General features: G+C 48.2%; 20 protein-coding genes and 2 pseudogenes. 12 read left to right on the forward strand and 10 right to left on the reverse strand.

The window, feature by feature from the left end; translation table 11 throughout:
* Nucleotides 1-315: 315 nt before the first annotated feature.
* From ACMZI0_RS14220 to ACMZI0_RS14250, 7 genes and pseudogenes are all read left to right on the forward strand, one after another.
* Nucleotides 316-699: pseudogene (locus ACMZI0_RS14220) on the forward strand (MFS transporter); the annotation flags it as partial.
* A gap of 23 nt (nt 700-722) precedes the next feature.
* The gene (locus ACMZI0_RS14225) at nt 723-878 is read left to right on the forward strand and encodes a hypothetical protein (protein ID WP_415673412.1); all 156 of its coding nucleotides are present in this window, start codon (nt 723-725) and stop codon (nt 876-878) included.
* 191 nt (nt 879-1,069) lie between these two features.
* Nucleotides 1,070-2,023 (forward strand): glutathione S-transferase family protein, encoded by a 954-nt coding sequence (locus ACMZI0_RS14230; RefSeq protein WP_415673413.1) that lies wholly within the window; start codon nt 1,070-1,072, stop codon nt 2,021-2,023.
* A gap of 66 nt (nt 2,024-2,089) precedes the next feature.
* Nucleotides 2,090-2,701, forward strand: coding sequence for a transporter substrate-binding domain-containing protein (locus ACMZI0_RS14235; protein WP_415673414.1), 612 nt, complete (start codon nt 2,090-2,092; stop codon nt 2,699-2,701).
* Between the two features lie 51 nt (nt 2,702-2,752).
* On the forward strand, nt 2,753-2,932 hold the full coding sequence (locus ACMZI0_RS14240; protein WP_415673415.1) for a hypothetical protein: 180 nt from the start codon (nt 2,753-2,755) through the stop codon (nt 2,930-2,932).
* A gap of 17 nt (nt 2,933-2,949) precedes the next feature.
* Nucleotides 2,950-3,693, forward strand: a complete 744-nt coding sequence (locus tag ACMZI0_RS14245) for an amino acid ABC transporter permease (protein WP_415673416.1) — start codon at nt 2,950-2,952, stop codon at nt 3,691-3,693.
* On the forward strand, nt 3,680-4,360 hold the full coding sequence (locus ACMZI0_RS14250; RefSeq protein WP_415673417.1) for an amino acid ABC transporter ATP-binding protein: 681 nt from the start codon (nt 3,680-3,682) through the stop codon (nt 4,358-4,360). Before ACMZI0_RS14245 ends, ACMZI0_RS14250 begins: the two co-directional genes overlap by 14 nt.
* On the opposite strand, the gene ACMZI0_RS14255 is transcribed toward ACMZI0_RS14250, so the two are convergent.
* Genes ACMZI0_RS14255 through ACMZI0_RS14265 form a run of 3 tightly spaced genes read right to left on the reverse strand, consistent with a single transcriptional unit; the run spans nt 4,325 to nt 6,476 of the window.
* The gene (locus ACMZI0_RS14255; protein WP_415673418.1) at nt 4,325-5,149 is read right to left on the reverse strand and encodes a hypothetical protein; all 825 of its coding nucleotides are present in this window, start codon (nt 5,147-5,149) and stop codon (nt 4,325-4,327) included. The two genes, ACMZI0_RS14250 and ACMZI0_RS14255, sit on opposite strands and share 36 nt — an antisense overlap.
* Before the next feature lie 54 nt (nt 5,150-5,203).
* Nucleotides 5,204-5,365, reverse strand: coding sequence for a hypothetical protein (locus ACMZI0_RS14260; RefSeq protein ID WP_415673419.1), 162 nt, complete (start codon nt 5,363-5,365; stop codon nt 5,204-5,206).
* A gap of 28 nt (nt 5,366-5,393) precedes the next feature.
* Nucleotides 5,394-6,476: a helix-turn-helix domain-containing protein gene (locus tag ACMZI0_RS14265; protein WP_415673420.1), complete on the reverse strand. Its 1,083-nt coding sequence runs from the start codon at nt 6,474-6,476 to the stop codon at nt 5,394-5,396.
* A gap of 208 nt (nt 6,477-6,684) precedes the next feature.
* Between ACMZI0_RS14265 and ACMZI0_RS14270 the strand changes: the two genes are divergently transcribed.
* The gene (locus tag ACMZI0_RS14270; RefSeq protein WP_415673421.1) at nt 6,685-7,419 is read left to right on the forward strand and encodes an MFS transporter; all 735 of its coding nucleotides are present in this window, start codon (nt 6,685-6,687) and stop codon (nt 7,417-7,419) included.
* A 54-nt stretch (nt 7,420-7,473) separates the two neighbouring features.
* Nucleotides 7,474-7,803, forward strand: coding sequence for a hypothetical protein (locus tag ACMZI0_RS14275; protein ID WP_415673422.1), 330 nt, complete (start codon nt 7,474-7,476; stop codon nt 7,801-7,803).
* A 54-nt stretch (nt 7,804-7,857) separates the two neighbouring features.
* On the opposite strand, the gene ACMZI0_RS14280 is transcribed toward ACMZI0_RS14275, so the two are convergent.
* Complete coding sequence (locus tag ACMZI0_RS14280; RefSeq protein ID WP_415673423.1) at nt 7,858-8,283, reverse strand: GNAT family N-acetyltransferase; 426 nt, start codon at nt 8,281-8,283, stop codon at nt 7,858-7,860.
* A gap of 12 nt (nt 8,284-8,295) precedes the next feature.
* Nucleotides 8,296-9,525, reverse strand: coding sequence for a histidinol-phosphate transaminase (gene hisC, locus ACMZI0_RS14285; RefSeq protein ID WP_415673424.1), 1,230 nt, complete (start codon nt 9,523-9,525; stop codon nt 8,296-8,298).
* 121 nt (nt 9,526-9,646) lie between these two features.
* On the opposite strand from hisC, the gene ACMZI0_RS14290 reads away from it, so the two are divergent.
* Both ACMZI0_RS14290 and ACMZI0_RS14295 read left to right on the forward strand, forming a co-directional pair.
* The gene (locus ACMZI0_RS14290) at nt 9,647-10,090 is read left to right on the forward strand and encodes an acetyltransferase (protein ID WP_415673425.1); all 444 of its coding nucleotides are present in this window, start codon (nt 9,647-9,649) and stop codon (nt 10,088-10,090) included.
* A gap of 220 nt (nt 10,091-10,310) precedes the next feature.
* The gene (locus ACMZI0_RS14295; protein ID WP_415673426.1) at nt 10,311-12,221 is read left to right on the forward strand and encodes a methyl-accepting chemotaxis protein; all 1,911 of its coding nucleotides are present in this window, start codon (nt 10,311-10,313) and stop codon (nt 12,219-12,221) included.
* 451 nt (nt 12,222-12,672) lie between these two features.
* Here ACMZI0_RS14295 and blc read toward each other — a convergent pair.
* The 3 genes and pseudogenes from blc to ACMZI0_RS14310 form a co-directional block, all read right to left on the reverse strand.
* Nucleotides 12,673-13,207: pseudogene (gene blc / locus ACMZI0_RS14300) on the reverse strand (outer membrane lipoprotein Blc).
* Nucleotides 13,208-13,438: 231 nt separating this feature from the next.
* The gene (locus tag ACMZI0_RS14305; RefSeq protein WP_415673451.1) at nt 13,439-13,798 is read right to left on the reverse strand and encodes a DUF3298 domain-containing protein; all 360 of its coding nucleotides are present in this window, start codon (nt 13,796-13,798) and stop codon (nt 13,439-13,441) included.
* A gap of 167 nt (nt 13,799-13,965) precedes the next feature.
* Nucleotides 13,966-14,385 carry a hypothetical protein gene (locus tag ACMZI0_RS14310; protein ID WP_415673427.1) on the reverse strand — a complete coding sequence of 140 codons (420 nt, stop codon included), beginning with the start codon at nt 14,383-14,385 and terminating at the stop codon, nt 13,966-13,968.
* A 243-nt stretch (nt 14,386-14,628) separates the two neighbouring features.
* On the opposite strand from ACMZI0_RS14310, the gene ACMZI0_RS14315 reads away from it, so the two are divergent.
* Nucleotides 14,629-15,585, forward strand: a complete 957-nt coding sequence (locus ACMZI0_RS14315; protein WP_415673428.1) for a DKNYY domain-containing protein — start codon at nt 14,629-14,631, stop codon at nt 15,583-15,585.
* Nucleotides 15,586-15,610: 25 nt separating this feature from the next.
* Here the strand turns inward: ACMZI0_RS14315 and ACMZI0_RS14320 are convergent, their stop codons facing one another.
* Both ACMZI0_RS14320 and ACMZI0_RS14325 read right to left on the reverse strand, forming a co-directional pair.
* The gene (locus tag ACMZI0_RS14320) at nt 15,611-16,297 is read right to left on the reverse strand and encodes a sensor histidine kinase (protein ID WP_415673429.1); all 687 of its coding nucleotides are present in this window, start codon (nt 16,295-16,297) and stop codon (nt 15,611-15,613) included.
* The gene (locus ACMZI0_RS14325) at nt 16,225-16,533 is read right to left on the reverse strand and encodes a hypothetical protein (protein ID WP_415673430.1); all 309 of its coding nucleotides are present in this window, start codon (nt 16,531-16,533) and stop codon (nt 16,225-16,227) included. Before ACMZI0_RS14325 ends, ACMZI0_RS14320 begins: the two co-directional genes overlap by 73 nt.
* Nucleotides 16,534-16,888: the final 355 nt, after the last annotated feature.

Consider the following 16,888-nt stretch of genomic DNA (forward strand, 5'->3'; position numbering starts at 1 on the left):
TAAACGTATTTTCATCAGGGAGCTCATCACAATTGGAGTATATGCTAAAGCCAAATTGGTTTGAGTATAGATGAAATATCGAATAGCAAGCCTTATGGCGATATTAAACTCTGTTATTATTGCTGTGATTGATTTTATTATCTGGTGATTAGTTTCTGAAAATAATAGCAAGCAAGTCATGAGTTCAATTCATAACGTTATTGCTATTTTAATGGATTAATTGTGCGTTGTCAGTCAGGTAGGATAGGTTGATATTCCGAATGAAGGGAAGCCCTTCTTCTGCCGGCCTCAGTGCTAACCGCTCAGTGGATAAACATGAATCAACCGCAACAACCGACCACCCGTAACGCATTAAAGCATGGCGGATGGGGCTTTATTGTCATTCTCAGTGCCTTGATGGCATTCACCTCGCTCTCCACGGATATTTATTTGCCGGCGATACCGGTTATGGGCAGCGATCTGCAAGGGAATGTCGAATTAACCATTACCGGATTTTTAATTGGCTTCGCCATCGCGCAACTGATTTGGGGGCCGATTAGCGATCGCATTGGACGGCGTCTGCCGTTGTTTATTGGCATGGTACTGTTTGTCATTGGATCTATAGGCTGCGCCCGTTCGACCTCGATTGAGCAGATTGTGTTCTGGCGTATATTCCAGGCGCTGGGGGCATGCACGGGCCCGATGCTGGCGCGCGCGATGGCGGAGGTGCGCGGAGCGTGCAGGTGGCATCGCCAGATAAACACTTCGGGCGTGCGGCGGTAGGCTTACAGTGGGTAACGGCAAAACACCTGAATGTCTACACCGAAGTGGGCAGCCGTTTTGCTCATGATGATGGTGCCCAAACGCAGTACACGTTGGGTCTCCAGTGGATGTTTTGATAACCTCTGATTAACGATTGAAACCAACCTGCGATAACAAATGTTGCCGCAGGTTTTTTTTGCTAAACATATCCGTTTTCTGCATTTAACTTTGTTTATCGTTACGCGCATAATTCAAAAATAATATTTTTAATCTGCGTTTTATTCTTATTTAAGAATAAGCGCGAGCATTATATTGCCTAAAGGACAAGATGATGACCACCGCGACAGCGAGCAATATAGCCACTTCAGAAATTGCCCAAGATGGCGCTTTCGTCAGACAACAGAACCGTTTTACTACGCCCTTTGGTGATAAACCGGGTGAACTTCCGGTAGAAAAAGATCGCTATCGTCTGCTGTGGGCGCCGATTTGCCCGTGGGCACATCGCGCTGTAATCGTAAGAAAATTGTTGGGATTAGAAGATGTTATTAGCCTGGGCACGGTGCACCCGGTCAGAACGGCACGCGGTTGGGCATTTTCACTGGATGAAGGCGGAGTGGATCCGGTATTAGGCATTCACTATTTGCCCGAAATTTATGCCAGGAGTGATGCCAATTACACAGGACGGGCCACCGTGCCTGCCGTGGTTGATGTAAAAAAAGGGGTTGTGGTTAATAATGATTATTTTAAGCTGACGAATTACTTCAAGATGGCATTTAAACCATTCCACAAGCCGGGTGCCCCCGATCTTTATCCTGAAGATTTACGCACACAAATCGATGCGCTGAATGACGTTATTTTTCATGACATCAATAATGGCGTTTATAAAGCCGGATTTGCACAGTCGCAATCAGCCTATGAAACGGCATGGGACACCTTATTTAACCGGTTGGATATTCTGGAACAGCGCCTTGCCACCCAACGTTATCTGTTTGGCAATCGTATTACTGATTCTGACATCCGGTTATACGTTACTCTGGCGCGATTTGATGTGTCCTATTACAGCGTTTTTCGCACTAACCGTAATCGCGTGATTGATTTTCCTCATCTGTGGGGATATGCGCGCGATCTCTACCAAACGCTAGGTTTTGGCGATACCACGGATTTTCACGCTATCAAGCAGGGCTACCAGTTAGGCGATTTTAACGCTAACCCATATCAAATTCTGGCAAAAGGCCCCGATGTGTCGCTGTGGCATTTCCCCCATCAGCGCGCCGCGCTGTAATGCGAACGGTGTGAGTAGCGTTCTATTCGAGATAACAATAAATTTCTTATGATCAGGATAACCTATATGAATTTACAGATGACTAAGCACGCCGTTGCATCATTCTTGTTGCTGGGGGCAGGTGTGGCTATCGGCAGTATTTACGGCATCGATAACGCCAATGCGGCGACAAGCGATAAACCGGTTAATATTGTGATTGCCACTTCTGCTGGTCCGCGGCCTTTTACCTATTTTGATAAGGATAATCAACTGGTAGGTTATGATATCGACATAGCTAGAGCAGTGTTCAGCCATCTGCCGCAATATAACGTCTCCTTTACCACAACCGAGTTCCCATCAATATTGGCTGGACTGGATTCTGACCGTTTCCAGGTCGGGGCGAATAACTTTTCCGAAAATAAACAGCGCAAAGAGAAATATATTTTTACCCAACCTATATTTGAAAATCAGTTTGTGATTGCCATCAATGAGAAAAACGACAACATTCACTCGCTAAAAGATCTTCTTGGAAAATCGACGGAAATGAATCCCGGTGTCAACTTTACCACCGCGCTGGAAAGATATAACGAGCAGCATAAAGAAAACCCGGTCAAATTGAAGTACACGGAGGCGGAGCTGCTGCCCGTCTTGCAAAATGTGGAAAGTGATAAAGCCGACTTACAACTGATTGATAAGTAGATTCTTTAGCAGTACATTGCTGAGTATCAGTTGACGCTTAAGGTCATCCAGTTGAGCAAGGAAGAAGGAGCACTTATCGGGGCGCCGTACAGTTATTTCTTGGTCGCCAAGGGCGCTAAGGGGGCGGTGCTGGCCAATGATATCAACGCGCAACTGCAAAAACTGATTGCCGACAGCACATTATCCGCCATTAGTCAGAAATATTTCCACGGCGACTACGCACCGAAATAAAATAAGGTCTGCGCTGAATGCCTACTATTTTTGACATAAAATTAGTCTTTACGCAGATCCCGGCGTTACTGGCATATTTACCTGTAACGCTGCTGATCACCGTATTTTCCATGATTGCTGGTATTATTTTGGGATTTGCTATTGCACTAATCAGAATCAAACGCGTGTGGTTGCTGAACCCGAGTGCAGGCGTGTTTGTCTCTTTTATCCGTGGAACGCCATTGATTGTTCAGCTCTACCTTTCGTATTACGGCATTCCGATACTGTTGAAGTATTATAATTACTACAACCAAACCGACTATAGCGTTAATGATATTCCCACATTACTTTTTGTGTTATTGACCTTTTCACTTAATGAAGCGGCATATAATTCGGAAAGTATTCGGGCCGCGATATTGTCGGTGGACAAGAAGCAGATAGAAGCAGCACAATCTCTTGGCATGACGCCGCTCCAGGTATTGAAATGCGTGACAATCCCTGAAGCGTTCGTCGTGGCGTTTCCAACGTTGGGTAACGCCTTAATCAGTTTGTTGAAAGAAACATCGCTGGCGTTTGTCTGCTCGGTGATTGAATTAACCGCACGCGGGAAGATTCTGGCAAGCAGCAACTATCGCTACTTCGAGGTGTATATTTCTCTGGCGCTGATTTACTGGGGGCTCACCATTATTATTGAGACTCTGATTAAAGTGATTGAAACCCGAATTCGGATCCCGGAGCGGCCGCCGGTAACTACGGGAGCAACAGCCAGTGATAGAAATTAAGCATCTTTTTAAAACATTCCAGAACGAAATCATCCTCAACGATATCTCGTTTCGTCTCGCAAAGGGGGATGTTCTCGCGATTATTGGCTCTTCCGGTGCAGGTAAATCAACGCTGCTGCGCTGTATCAACCACCTCGAGCAGCCAGAACAAGGTGAAGTGATCATCGCTGGCGAGGTTTTCAATCTTGCGGCTTTACATCGCCGTGACCTGGTTCGTCTGCGACAGAGCACGGCAATGGTGTTCCAGCAATTTAGTCTGTTTCAGCAAAAAACTGCGCTGGAAAATGTGATGGAAGGCTTAACCATCGTCAAAAAATACCCGAAAGAGAAAGCAAAGAAGATTGCGATGGCCCAATTAAAAAAGGTTGGGCTTGCCGAACGCACTGATTATTACCCACGTCACTTATCCGGTGGGCAGCAGCAGCGGATAGGGATTGCGCGCGCGTTGGCGATGGAGCCGCAAATTCTGCTGCTGGATGAACCGACATCGGCATTGGATCCTGAATTGGTGACGGAGGTGCTGGATATGATTAAACAGGCGGCCCTGGAGGGGAATACCATGATCATTGTTTCCCATGAGATGGATTTCGTCCGCCAGGTTGCAAGCAGGGTGCTTTTTTTGGAAATTGAATTAAATAATGCCGTTCTCTCCAGCCATGACCAATAGCGTTCCGTGCCTGCGCCACCGGGTCCGGAGGCTAGCGGTGAGCCCGTCAATCCATCGCGATGGTGAGGCGCTTGCCAGCGCTGCATCTCCGGTGAGGCGGCCAATGCGTTCGGAGCCAAAACCGTAGCGGTAGGTGCCATCGGCCTGTGGCAATAAGCCGGTGGCGACCTTATCGGCATCATCCGCAAAGCCCGGCATGGCAAACAAATCGCGCGCACAGGCCCACAGGTGTGGGAAGTCGCTGATGGCGAATGCTGTTCCTAACTCGGGTGGCAGGCTCGGTCGGTATCCCTGGTCGTACGGCAGCAAGGTTTGGAATAAGCGCACGTCAGAATCGGTAATCTGCGCGCCAAACAGATAACGCCGGGTAGTCAAGCGGTGGTCGTAATCGGCCAGTCGCGCTTCGAAAATATTTTTCGCCACCCGGGCTGCCAGCAGGGAGTTGGCAAACAGAATCTTGTAAGGACCATTATTTACATCGTCAAAAATCTGCTGGTTAAGCAGGTCGATGGCGGGGCGCAGATCGGTGGGGTAAAGATTCGGTGCCGTTGCGCTGTGAAACGGTGTCCAGGCGGTTTCAAGATCGTAGGGAAGGGTGTGATAATCGTTGTTGACGACCTTCCCGGTTTCCAAATCCACAAGGGTGGGCACCGTGCCTCGCCCGGAGTAATCAGGGATGGTGCGGCGATAGAGATCGTTTAACCGTTTAACGCCGAGTACCGCATCAACCCCTCCGGGTTGCCCCGCAAAAAGCCAACCGTCGCTGTCACGATGCGATACATATCCCACGGAAATCGCCGTTTCCAAACCCAACAGGCGGTGTAAAATAAGGATCCGTCGTGACTAGCCGCAACCGGCGCTGACGATCAAACGATAGCGACCAGCTTCGACGGGCAGTTGGTCGTCAACGGGCCAGAAACGGGTGGTGAATGAGTTACTTTGGCGGCGAAAGCCACCGTCATCGGTTTTCTCAACGGTTTTTTCTGGATATAGCACGGTAGACATAACAACTCCTCACCAGGATAACTAGCGATTATTTCAGCGGATGTAAAAACTGTTCCTGACCACAGCGGTATTCGGACGGGCTACTCCCGCTCCAGGATTTAAAGGCGCAGCGGAAACTGCGTTCGTCGGAGAACCCTAATCGTTCGGCAATATGCTGCGTAGTGACCCCGTTGCGCAGCAGGCGACGAGCTTCGGTAACACGGACTTCTCGCGACAAAATAGAGTAGCTGGCACCTTGCTGATCGAGGATGCGGGCCAGTGTTCGGCAGCTGATGCCAAGCAATCGCGCCATGTCGTCGGCAGAATGAATGGTGTCCAGGTGTGTCTGCAAAAACTGAAGCAGGCTGTGTTTATCCTTGATATGGTCTGCCAGCATTGCAGCCTGCTGTTCAGCCTGTGGACGCAAAGTGCTACTCAAGGGGGGCATGGGACGGTTGAGCCACGGGCGCGAGAAATCGATCTGCGCGATCCCTTCATCAAAGAAAACCGGGCAGCCAAAATAATGCTCAAGTGCGATTTTGCCAATGCCACAGGATCGCGTAAAGCGCACGCTTTCTGCAATGCGGATGCCCGGCGTATGGGAACGTGATACGGCAAAGCAGTTTACAAAGTGAAAATGCTCAAGCGTGGCGCGCAGTTCGGGATCGTAGAATCTGGGGATATGCAGCAGGCTGATACCCCCGTTGCGATTGATTTCCGGTATCGCACTCCAGGGCGTCTGGAAATGTTTGGAACAAAAACGGATGCTCTCCTCACCGCTGGGCAATGACATTGCCGCCAGACTGATCGCGCCAAAACTGGCGTAATTAATTCGTGAAGCATGATTGAATAAACATTCGCTTCTGTCTTTATTTTTTCCTAACCATAAATGTTCAAAGATATAACGCATTTCCTGATAGGAGATGGTGTTTGAAGACCAGCCGCGTCGCGTGGGGTCAATATTAAATTGTTGTTGTAAGCGCTCGGCAAAAATAGGTTTTTCGGCCGAAGAAAGTAATAAGCCCGATATTTGATATAGCGTAAAAAACCGGTCATTCGTCCCAAGTTGCTCGTGTGCAGGAACGACGCTTGTGCTCTGTGCAGGCTGCGTGTGTGCGCGTTGCGATTCCATGTTTCACCTGGTGTTCTGTGGTGATGTCATCATGAATAAAAATGTAATCAGGATATCCCGCTAATAGCAATGCAATAAAAAAGCTAACGAAAGTCTGTTTTCATCTATCTGTGGCACAGATTGTCCTTTTACCGTCTGCGTCTGCCATTAAACAATAGCCCCTGTAATGGATGGATTACTGAAAATATTATGGGTGAGGTGCAATGCCATGGCTGTTTCGCAAAAAGAACTATTATATCATTCATCGCCAGAGGCGTCCGGGTGGCAGCAGAACAGCCATCAGTCGTTAGCACTCATCTGGATGCTGGGTGTGGTGTGTGTGCTGGATTCGGCCATTATTTCCTCGCTGTTGACGCCAATCAAAGCAGAGTTTGGTTTTAGCGATGAGCAAATGGGGCGTTTCTCTTCGATGTTCACGCTGGCCGGTATTCTTGGCGCGCCGATTATGGGTACGCTGGACAACCGCTTTAGCCGTAAAACGGTATTATTGATTGGGGCGACGGTGTGGAGCGTGGCGTCATTATCCACCGGGCTCGCCACGGGCTTCCTTGGCTTACTGTTTTGGCGCGTGCTTACCGGCACGGTAGCGCCTGGTTGGTTGGCCGATCTTTATCGTCCGCGCTGGCGCAACGTGTTTTTTTCGTTATACATGTTGAGAAATAAAATTGGCACCGCTGCCGCGTTAGCGCTTGGCAGCCTACTGGCCAGCGAATATGGCTGGCGTACGGCGTTTTTCGTGGCGGGCTTGCCAGGCATCGTGTTGGTGCTGCTGTTTTTTATTGCTATGTCAGTGCAGATCTGGATTCCGGCCTATTTACATCGTGTTTTTGCACTCACCAATCCGCAGGCTTCTGGGTTTTTGGCTCAGGTGTTGTTGTATACCTTGCCAATGGGGCTTATCGGCGGATACTTTTCCAGCCTGGTATTACGGCAGTATCGCTGAGGATTCCCGCTCTTTTTAGCCAGTACGTCACTATTGGCCGCGGTGGCTTTCTCATTGGCGTATGGCAGTCCGACGCTGTCATCTGCTCAGGTAGGGATAGTTGCGGGCATTGCCGCTTTCGGCTTTAGCGCCGGTACCTTAACCACGCTGATTGTGGAAACGGTACCCCCGTATCTGCGCAACAGCGCCATGGCGTATTCCATCGTGTTAACGTCAGGTCTTGCCGGTGTGATTGGCCCGGAACTTGTCGGCCAACTGTCCGATCGTTATACCCTGGGTGTGGCAATGTATGTTGCGCCAGCGGCATATGCCAGCGCGGGCGCGGTGTGGTTGGTGCTTGCCCTGTGGCTGGCGCGGCGGCAGTCAACAGCAACCGCGGCCTAAGAGGGGGGATAAAAAGAAAGGGCACCGCAGGTGCCCGTTTTCGTTAGGGAGCAATCAGCCCAACGTTTTTGTCACGCGAATCAATGCAAACATGCCGCCCTCAATGATGTCGCCTTCTGTCTGATAACTCAGTTGCAAATAAAATTGTCGCACATCCCACTTGCTGGTGATGAGCACCTGCGTAAAACCCTGTTCTGCCGCCCAGACTTCCATCTCTCGGATCAGCAGGCTGCCGATGCCTTGGCCTTGGTACTCCACAGCGACGCTGATCTGCTCAAATTTTGCCTGACCTTGATAATGACGCAGGCGGCCAGTCGCCACTGGCGTTTCACCTTCCACGATCAGCAAATAGTCACACTCATCACCCGGCTTTTCGTCGATTTCGCCAGAGATCGGAATGTCCAGACTCAATGCTATTTGAATACGAAGATAGTGAACGGCGGCGAGATGCCAGGGTTCTGTCACTCTGATTATTTCCATGTCGTATCCCTCCTATGGCTGGCGCAGTGCGGCAAGTTTACGCAATATTACAAATACCCGCTGGTTCTCATCAGCATTGCCAATCGTCACGCGGATCCACGAAGGAAGGCCCACTTCATGGCCTGAACGCAGCACAATGCCCGCTTCGAGAAACGCTTTTGCGGCTTCATCGATATTGCATTCAACGTCGATCATCAGAAAATTGGCGAAGCTAGGAATATAGCGTAATCCCAGCGCATCGCAGCAGGCATAGTAATCGGCTAATCCATCACGCACCAGTTGGACAGAGCGTGTGAGAAAATCGCTATCGTCCAGTGCAGCGCTGACGGTGATTTGGGCCAGGTGATTCACATTGGGTGGCACTTTGACTTTATGTAGCAGGCTAACCGTTTCTGCATTGGCGACCGCATAGCCAATACGTAAGCCCGCTAAACCATAGGCCTTGGAAAACGTACGCAACACGATCAGATTTGCATACTGACGGGTCAGTGCAATACTGTCTGGTACATCCGGTGCCACGGCATATTCGCGATACGCTTCATCGAGTACCACCGGAATATCGGCCGGCACGTTGGCAAGAAACGCCTGTAATGCACCTGAGGTAATCATCGTCCCCATCGGATTGTGTGGGTTGCACAGCCAGATCAATCGCGTTCGCGGGGTGATGGCCTCCAGTACCGCATCGAGATTAATGGTGTGATCGGTCAAAGGAACAGCAACAACATTGCCCCCATTCAACCGCGTTGTCAGATTATACCAGCCGAAAGAGGGCGTGGGGATCACCACGTCATCACCGTCCCTGACAAAGACTGAACTGATCAGCGAAAGCATTTCGAAAATGCCGCTGCCAAAGACTAGACTCTGCGGATCGATATCGTGGTGGTGAGCCAGTTTTTCGCGCAGTGCATCGCAGAAGGTGGAGGGATAGCGCGAGGCTGATGCCAGCGCTGCGCTGAGTACCTGACCAACCTGCGGGGAATAACCAAGGCTGTTTTCATTGAGTGCCAGATTAATCAGTGTGCCTTTGCTTTCTTGCAACGCTTTCGGAGGATCAAAGCGGCGAAGCGAGTCTAAAATCGGACGATAGTGCATGGTGAGTGGTCCCTGCCAGATAATTTGATTTACATAAGAGGTGTCATCCCATGTTGGCAGAGAGGGCTGGGCAATAAACAGGACATTTGGTGTCAGGGAACAGACAATAATGTCATAAGCAATGGCGGATTGTGCATGAAGTTCGGCCAAATGCTTCCAGGCGCGACACCATCGCTTCATCGGTGAAAATCTGCGACTGATATTTCTCTCTCAAGATGATGATAATCTTGTTGTAAACTAGCGGTTCCTATTAGCAACCCTGAGTTTATCTATGCTTCAGTTTCGCCCGTCAACCGCAGATGATATCCCACGCATTATGGATATTTGGCGTAAGGCTGTTGATGCAACACATCATTTTCTTGCACCAGAGGATCGCGCAGCGATTGACGTGGAACTTTGCACCTTTTTCCCTCAGGTTACGCTCACCTTGGCGGTTGGACCTGCCGGTAACATCGTCGGCTTCATGTTTTTGCACCCAGGGCATTTGGAGGCACTCTTTGTTGATGCCGCTTGCCATGGCAAAGGCATCGGCCGTGCGCTGGTCAATGCAGTATTGGTGCAACATCCGCAACTGACTACTGATGTGAATGAGCAAAATGAGCAGGCAGTTGCTTTCTATCAACGTATGGGTTTTGTGCGCACCGGACGTTCTGCATTTGACGGACAAGGGCGGGCTTATCCATTGATTCATTTGCGGTATCCGTCGCAGTTCTGATTCAGTCTCTCGTGGTGCTACCACGAGAGAGCTTTAGGTTGCCCATATTACGGGCAGCTCAGGAATGATAAAAAAGCGAATAATTGACAATATCAGTATTTTACACTGATTGTCCGGTTCTGTGACAAGGGTTGAAAATCGCTGTTCTCCCGCTAAAGAATTCCCTGCTAACGTCGTTAAGAATAACGTATCCCTCCCTTATAAAATATGGACGTATAGCATGTGGAAAACTGGCATTTTAAAAACGACGCAGGCGCGCTTTAGCATATTTCTTATCGGTTTCTTCGGGTTATTACTGATTCTCACGTTTGTGGTTATCCACCAATTTGTCTCGCCTCAACTGATTGAAAACGAAAGTAACCTGATCCGTCTTACCGTCGACCGGCAGGCGCGAGCGATCACGGAACAAATGAACCGCGTGCAGGCGCAGCAGAAAACCATTACCGAATTGGTCAGTGCATTAAGCAGCGAGCAGATTGATACACTGTTGCCCAATCTGGTTAACCAATACAACGATCTGAATGTGTTTGGTGGGGGAATTTGGCCATTGCCTGGCGTGCGTGATGCAGCGCGCGATCGCTTTAGTACTTTTTTTGCGCGCGATGCGGCAGGCCAACTGAATGTCAATACGGTATGGAACCAGCCAGAATCAGAAAAATATTGGGAGCAGCCTTGGTATAAGGATGGGATGAATGCAACTAAAGGCCAGTGTGCATGGGCCAAAGCCTATCAAGATGCCGCCAGCCCGCAACCGCGCACCAACTGTGCCATGGCGATCACCCGCGAGGGTAAACCCTGGGGTGTGGCGACCATTGATGTAACATTGGGTTTTTTCAATAAGCTTGCCAATGAGATGAGTACTGCGGTTGAAGGTAATGTACTCATCGTGGAAGCCGATGGAAAAGTGGTGGGGAACGGTCAGCCGGATCAGGGTAAAGCCGCTCTCCTTAATCTTAAAGATCTGAATACCCTCGCGTCATCACCGTTGCAGGCGTTGCTGTTGCGTGCCGGTAACGCTTCTGTGGAGGGAACCTATGAAGGGGCCGATGGAGAGCACACCTTGCTGGTTCAACCGATCGCTGGCAGCCCCTGGTATCTGGTTGCGGATATCCCGTCCAGCCATCTGACGCGACACACCAGCAGTATACTGACAAAACTCACTGTGGTTCAGGGAGCGCTGTGTTTGTTGTTGCTGATTGTGTTGGTCAGCATCTTCCGTATTTTCATGAAAAACCTGAAACTGTTGCAGCACAATATTCTGGCGCTTTCCAGAGGCGGTGCGGATTTAACCCAACGACTGCCGGCCAGTAAAAATCCTGAATTCAATGCGGTGGTGCAGAGCTTTAATGACTTCATCGCCTACCTGCAAGAGTTGATGCAGCAGGTCGGGCAAAGTGCGCTGGCCATGTCGTCTGCGTCGCGGCAGATTGCCAGCGGCAATGTCGATCTCTCTTCACGTACAGAGGAGCAGTCATCTTCTATTGTTGAGATAGCGGCTTCCGTGGAAGAGTTGGCGGGCACGGTGCGGAAGACGGCGGAGAGCGCACGCCATGCCAGCAGATTGGCCGATGATGCGTCCGGAATTGCTCACAAAGGTGCTGTGGTGGTGAATGAAGTGGTCTCTACCATGACGAAGATAAATGCGTCATCCAACAAGGTGGTTGAGATTATCAGCGTGATCGATGGCATCGCCTTCCAGACCAATATTCTGGCGCTGAATGCCGCCGTGGAAGCCGCGCGGGCAGGTGAACATGGGCGCGGTTTTGCCGTGGTGGCCGGTGAGGTGCGTTCACTGGCACAAAGGAGTGCGACCTCTGCTCAGGAAATCAAGGCACTGATCGAGGAATCGGTAACCAACATTGAACAAGGCAGCAGCCTGGTGCGACAGGCAGGATCAACCATGGAAGAGTTGATGACCGGCGTGAACAGCGTAACAGGCGTCATTGCTGAAATCAGCTCTGCCAACGAGGAGCAAAGCAAAGGCATCGATCAGATCAATATTGCCATTAACCTGCTTGATAATACCACGCAGCAAAATGCGGCGTTGGTAGAGCAGGTAGCGGCAGCGGCGCAGTCAATGGAAGATCAATCCGTTCAATTGGAACAGGTGGTATCGCGCTTTACCTTGTAAACGTTTACCAAGGAGAAAGGAGGGGAACCTCCTTTCTCGTTTCCAGTCAGTTTTATTATTTTGACAATATAAATTATTTTTTCGATCTGCTTAATGGCATTTAAATCAAATTGGCATGAATATCCGGTGATGTTTCGCCAGGCAGAAGCTGTGCTGGTGACCAAAGTGGATTTATTACCCTATTTTACTTTAGCCCTGAACGCGTGCGAGAGGAGCTTGCCCTGCCGGTCCCAGAGAGTGATGTTTTACCGCTTTCGACCAAAACTGCGCAGAATTGGGAATAATGGTTGGCATGGCTCGGCGAGCGGTGCGCGAACAGCGCGTGAAGGAGTCAGCGCCGAGATGTTATTTGCGAGCGTCTGTCTGTAGCGCGGTTATCTGGCTGACTAGTGCATGTCGTCAGAGAAGGACTGGCTCCCTCGCTCTTCGCTAATAAACAACGCTCGTGATATCAGTTTGGCTGCTGATTTACCCAAAGCAGGTTATCCACCGCAAAACCGAGGGTTCTTGCCACAGATAAATAGTTCTGCTTTATTTCAACCGGGAGTTCAGGAGTACGCGACAGGATCCATAAGTAATCGCGGTTCGGCCCAGTGACAAGCGCGTACTGGTAGTGTTCATCCAGTGCGATGACGTTATATCCCCCCACAAAATGGGCCAAAGAAAGAGACCTTGAGTGCCGCCGTCGTAGCCTTACCGGTGAAATAGGCTTTCCCTTCGCTCGATTTCCACTGCTTCTTTATCGGATCGTAGCCTTGATTCAGCACGCTTAGCCCCCCGTCACTGCGTTTTCCATAGGTTGCAGTCACTTGTTGCAGACCTCGTTCGAAACGGCTTTCCAAACGAGCTATTTCATACCACTTGCCCAAATAGCGCTCAGCATCAAAATCGGTTATAGGATTTACCCCTTTGGGTGGAGAGGGGGATTTACACGCTACCAAGGCCAGCGATAGCGCGACACCAGTGAGGATTGGCCAAACTTTCATGCTTACTCCTTGTGTGTTTTTTGGGAAGTATAGGATGAAAATTCTATTTTTTTCTGTATTTATCGAGATTAAATCTGTAAGATAGAAGACAGAATCACTCTAATTTTTCGCTGTAGCGTGAAAATAGCAAGTGGCGAGATATATGCTGGCACTCAAAAAAATAATACATAGCTATCGTTTTAACTCTTGCATGCTTTTCATTACTCGATTGATAAAATGTTGGTGCGCTGCCTAGATACCCGTAGAAGGTTTTAATTGCCCTAGTGGGCCATCATTTCTTACATAATCTACGATTTCATTATAGTCAATTTTGACGGTGACACCGCCGCACACACCAGGCGTGATTTCATATTCGCTGAAAATAAAATCGATAGTATTCGGCATAATGAAAAAACGAGGAATAAAGCTGACCTTCATCAATTCCTGCTCAAAAAAACCACCATCACAAACTTCACCAATTTTTCCATTAATAATTGATTTTATTTCATTTAATGCGTCCCGCTGCGCGTCAAAAATATCAAAAATATCAAAAATATCAAAAATTCTATTATCGTCAGGATTGATGTTTATGGCGAATTGTGAATTGTGAATTGTGAATTGTTACCATTAATCGCACCTCTGTAGTAATAGTATTGATCTATTTTTAAACTTATCAGGTTTTCTAATAGTACACCTTTCTCATAATTTACCTGATACTCAAGAAGATGGTTGTCAATATACTCCATGACATTGCTTTCTATTTCCTGATTGATTTTTTTTCAGAAACGCATTTGGCAAGATATGTATGTTAACTTTGGATAGGTTACTTTCATGTTCGCTTCATCATGGTTGAAAGTAATGCCACTTTCTTTTTCAATATCTGCGAGTGAAAGTGTAACAGTCGTGATATCAACTTGTTCATCAAGCCAGTGACCAACATTAATCAATACATACGAAATCATGCTAAAAATTAGCGGAACAATGGTGATATAAAGTCCAACAGCAGTCATTTTACTGGGTAAGCTCCATTTTTTCCATTGAGCTTTAGTGGGTAGCAATTTCATAACACAACGTCCTTTTTTTGTTTTATTATGGAATTGAAGAAGATTATGCCACTTTAATCGGGAAATAGGAATGGTAATGTGCGAGTCTATCTCGCTGTCATCGGTGTTTCCCTTTGCCGGAAAACGAATGTACAAGCTGTATTGCTTCATTAAAATCATAGATGTTGGTGTTTTATTCTGATTTTTTCTTTTGCAAGACATAATGGTTTAATATTTATGGGGATTTTCTTCAGATATCCTTAATGTGTTTTTTACAATTTACGCTACATGAAGAAATTGATACTTTATCAATTCTGGCTATATCTATCAAAGACAGTTTTCCTCTGGTGTAGACGTCTTTTTATAGTATGAGAAAATTTTTAAAAGGAGATAAATAAAGTGAGAAAAGAAGCTGTTAATTTATTGGTTGCGCTAATGGGTGGGGTATGCGGCTTTTCTCAATCATTGGCTATCGCTGCAGAAAAAACGACGGCAGCATACAGCGGTGTGAAATACCCATATAAAGTTATTGATGGTGTATTAAACTATCAAAATGCTGTGAATCTACCCGCAGTGCCGATGAAAAATGTTAAACCTGAGAATTTCTCGGTGATCTATACCGATACGGCATTTGGGGTAGGGAAAGCTAATGGTACTTATTACTGCAATGCTATTGCCTTGCCTAAGGCTTTTAACCCGGAAAAAGCAAAAGCGATTGATTCCTTTCTGGTTAGCAATGTTGGGACATATGCGTATTGCAAGAAAGTGACCGTTAACATCGACTGGGAGAAATTTGAGGCCTTGGATTTTCCTTTCTTCAGCGGTGGCAAACACATCTTTATGCGTGATGGTTCGGTGTTAAAAGGCTCTGACGTGGCAACGTTCCAGACAAAAGGAACGAATCAGGCATTCGATAAAAATCAATATTATTTTAGAGAAAGTAATTCAACCACAGTACCCTATAAAAAGAATGTTAACATTCATGAGAAATGTTTTGGATGGGCGACTATTGATGATGCGCTTTATTTTCGTGGTAAAAGAAATAATGAGTTTGATGCGAGTACTTTTAAATGTCTTTCTTTTAGCGTGACGGCTGATAAAAAAGGTTTTTATATTTATGGTAAACCTTTCCCGATTTTTACGCCGGATACTGACGTGAAAAACCTTAAATCATTGTCTGATCATGTCGTAACCGACGGTAAGTCAGTCTGGTTCGTGAAAATTGAGCCAGAACTGTTAACGGGATTGGATGACAGCAAGGTGACAGTAAATGAAAATGTTATTTCTGATGATGTGAATGAATGGTACTGCGAAGATTTTAAGTCACCGGGAGAAGCGATGTGTACTAAAAAATAATTTTTTTTTAATGTGGGCGAATGCGTCATTCTGTATGGCGCATTTCCAGCGTAAAGTGGCAACCTTTTTCCGAGCTTTCGACCACCATGTGCCAGCCCAAATGCTCCACAATACGTTGCACAATGGATAAGCCAAGCCCTTCACCACGCTGGCGTGCACTATGTTGGAAGCGCTGAAATTGTTGCGGATCGATGCTGGGTGGCAGACCTGGACCGGTGTCAGAAATGATCAGTGTTGTGCCACGCAGGGCAATGCGTACTTCACCTTGCTCCGTGTACTGGCAAGCATTGCGCATCAGGTTCCAGATCACACTGCGCGCCAGTTCAGCATTGGTGTGTGCTTGCAGGTTTTGCTGCGCATCCAGGATTAGCGCCACTGGCTTTTTTGTCAGCCAGGGTTGGCAGCGTGTTATACACTCCTCGATCAAAGGGCGCAGAGGCACATCGGTTCGGGCTAAGGTTTGTGGATTGCGCGAGAGCAACAGCAGACAGGTCAGTTGGCGTTGCATTTCCTGCGTGGTGCTCACGATACGTTCAGCGCTTGGTACCAAGTGGCTGTCGGCAGGCAATTGGTGCATGATGGTTTCCGCCGCTCCGCCAATGATGGCCAGCAGTGTGCGCAATTCATGGCTGGTATCGCTCACAAAGCATCGCTCACGATGCAAAAACTGCTCCAGTTCATCGCTGTGCTGCGCAAATGCGCGCGCCAGCACGCCGATTTCGTCACTTGCATCCTGAAAGGGGAAGGGTTTTGCTTGCGCTGCACCACTTCGGCCAAGCGTGTAATGGAGGCGGTAACGCGCGCCGAAGTCAGTCGGTCAATCCAGAACGCGCACAGAATGCACAGCAGGATGACCAGCGGCGCGAAACCGTCAATCAAGTGCTCCAGAAGCGTGTAATACTCGCCATCTTGTAGCAGGTAGTAGCGCTGATTGTTGAACTCAAACACCAGCAGGTGCCAATGCTCGGGTCTTTCCAGGCGATGGTAGCCTGGCGCGTACTGGCGCAGGGCATCGGGTACGGTTTGCGCGTCATAGAACTGGCTGCCTTCAGGCAGCGTGGGGGGATGCCTTTGGCAATAACGGCTTCCAGTCTAGGTACTTCGTCGCGCAGGCTTTCCGAGATCACATACGCTCTCAACTCATCGTAATCAGGCTGCTCCGCAATGTATAGAGAGGTGATTTATTTGATACTTCCGGGAATTGGCGGGATCTAGCGGGAACTCATGGGATTTCATAGAGTTAATGCTAATTTATCGATTTGATATCAATGGATAAAAAATAAACAAAAATGGGCTTGGAGGT

It is taken from the genome of Symbiopectobacterium sp. (assembly GCF_047692315.1).
Classification (GTDB): domain Bacteria; phylum Pseudomonadota; class Gammaproteobacteria; order Enterobacterales; family Enterobacteriaceae; genus Symbiopectobacterium.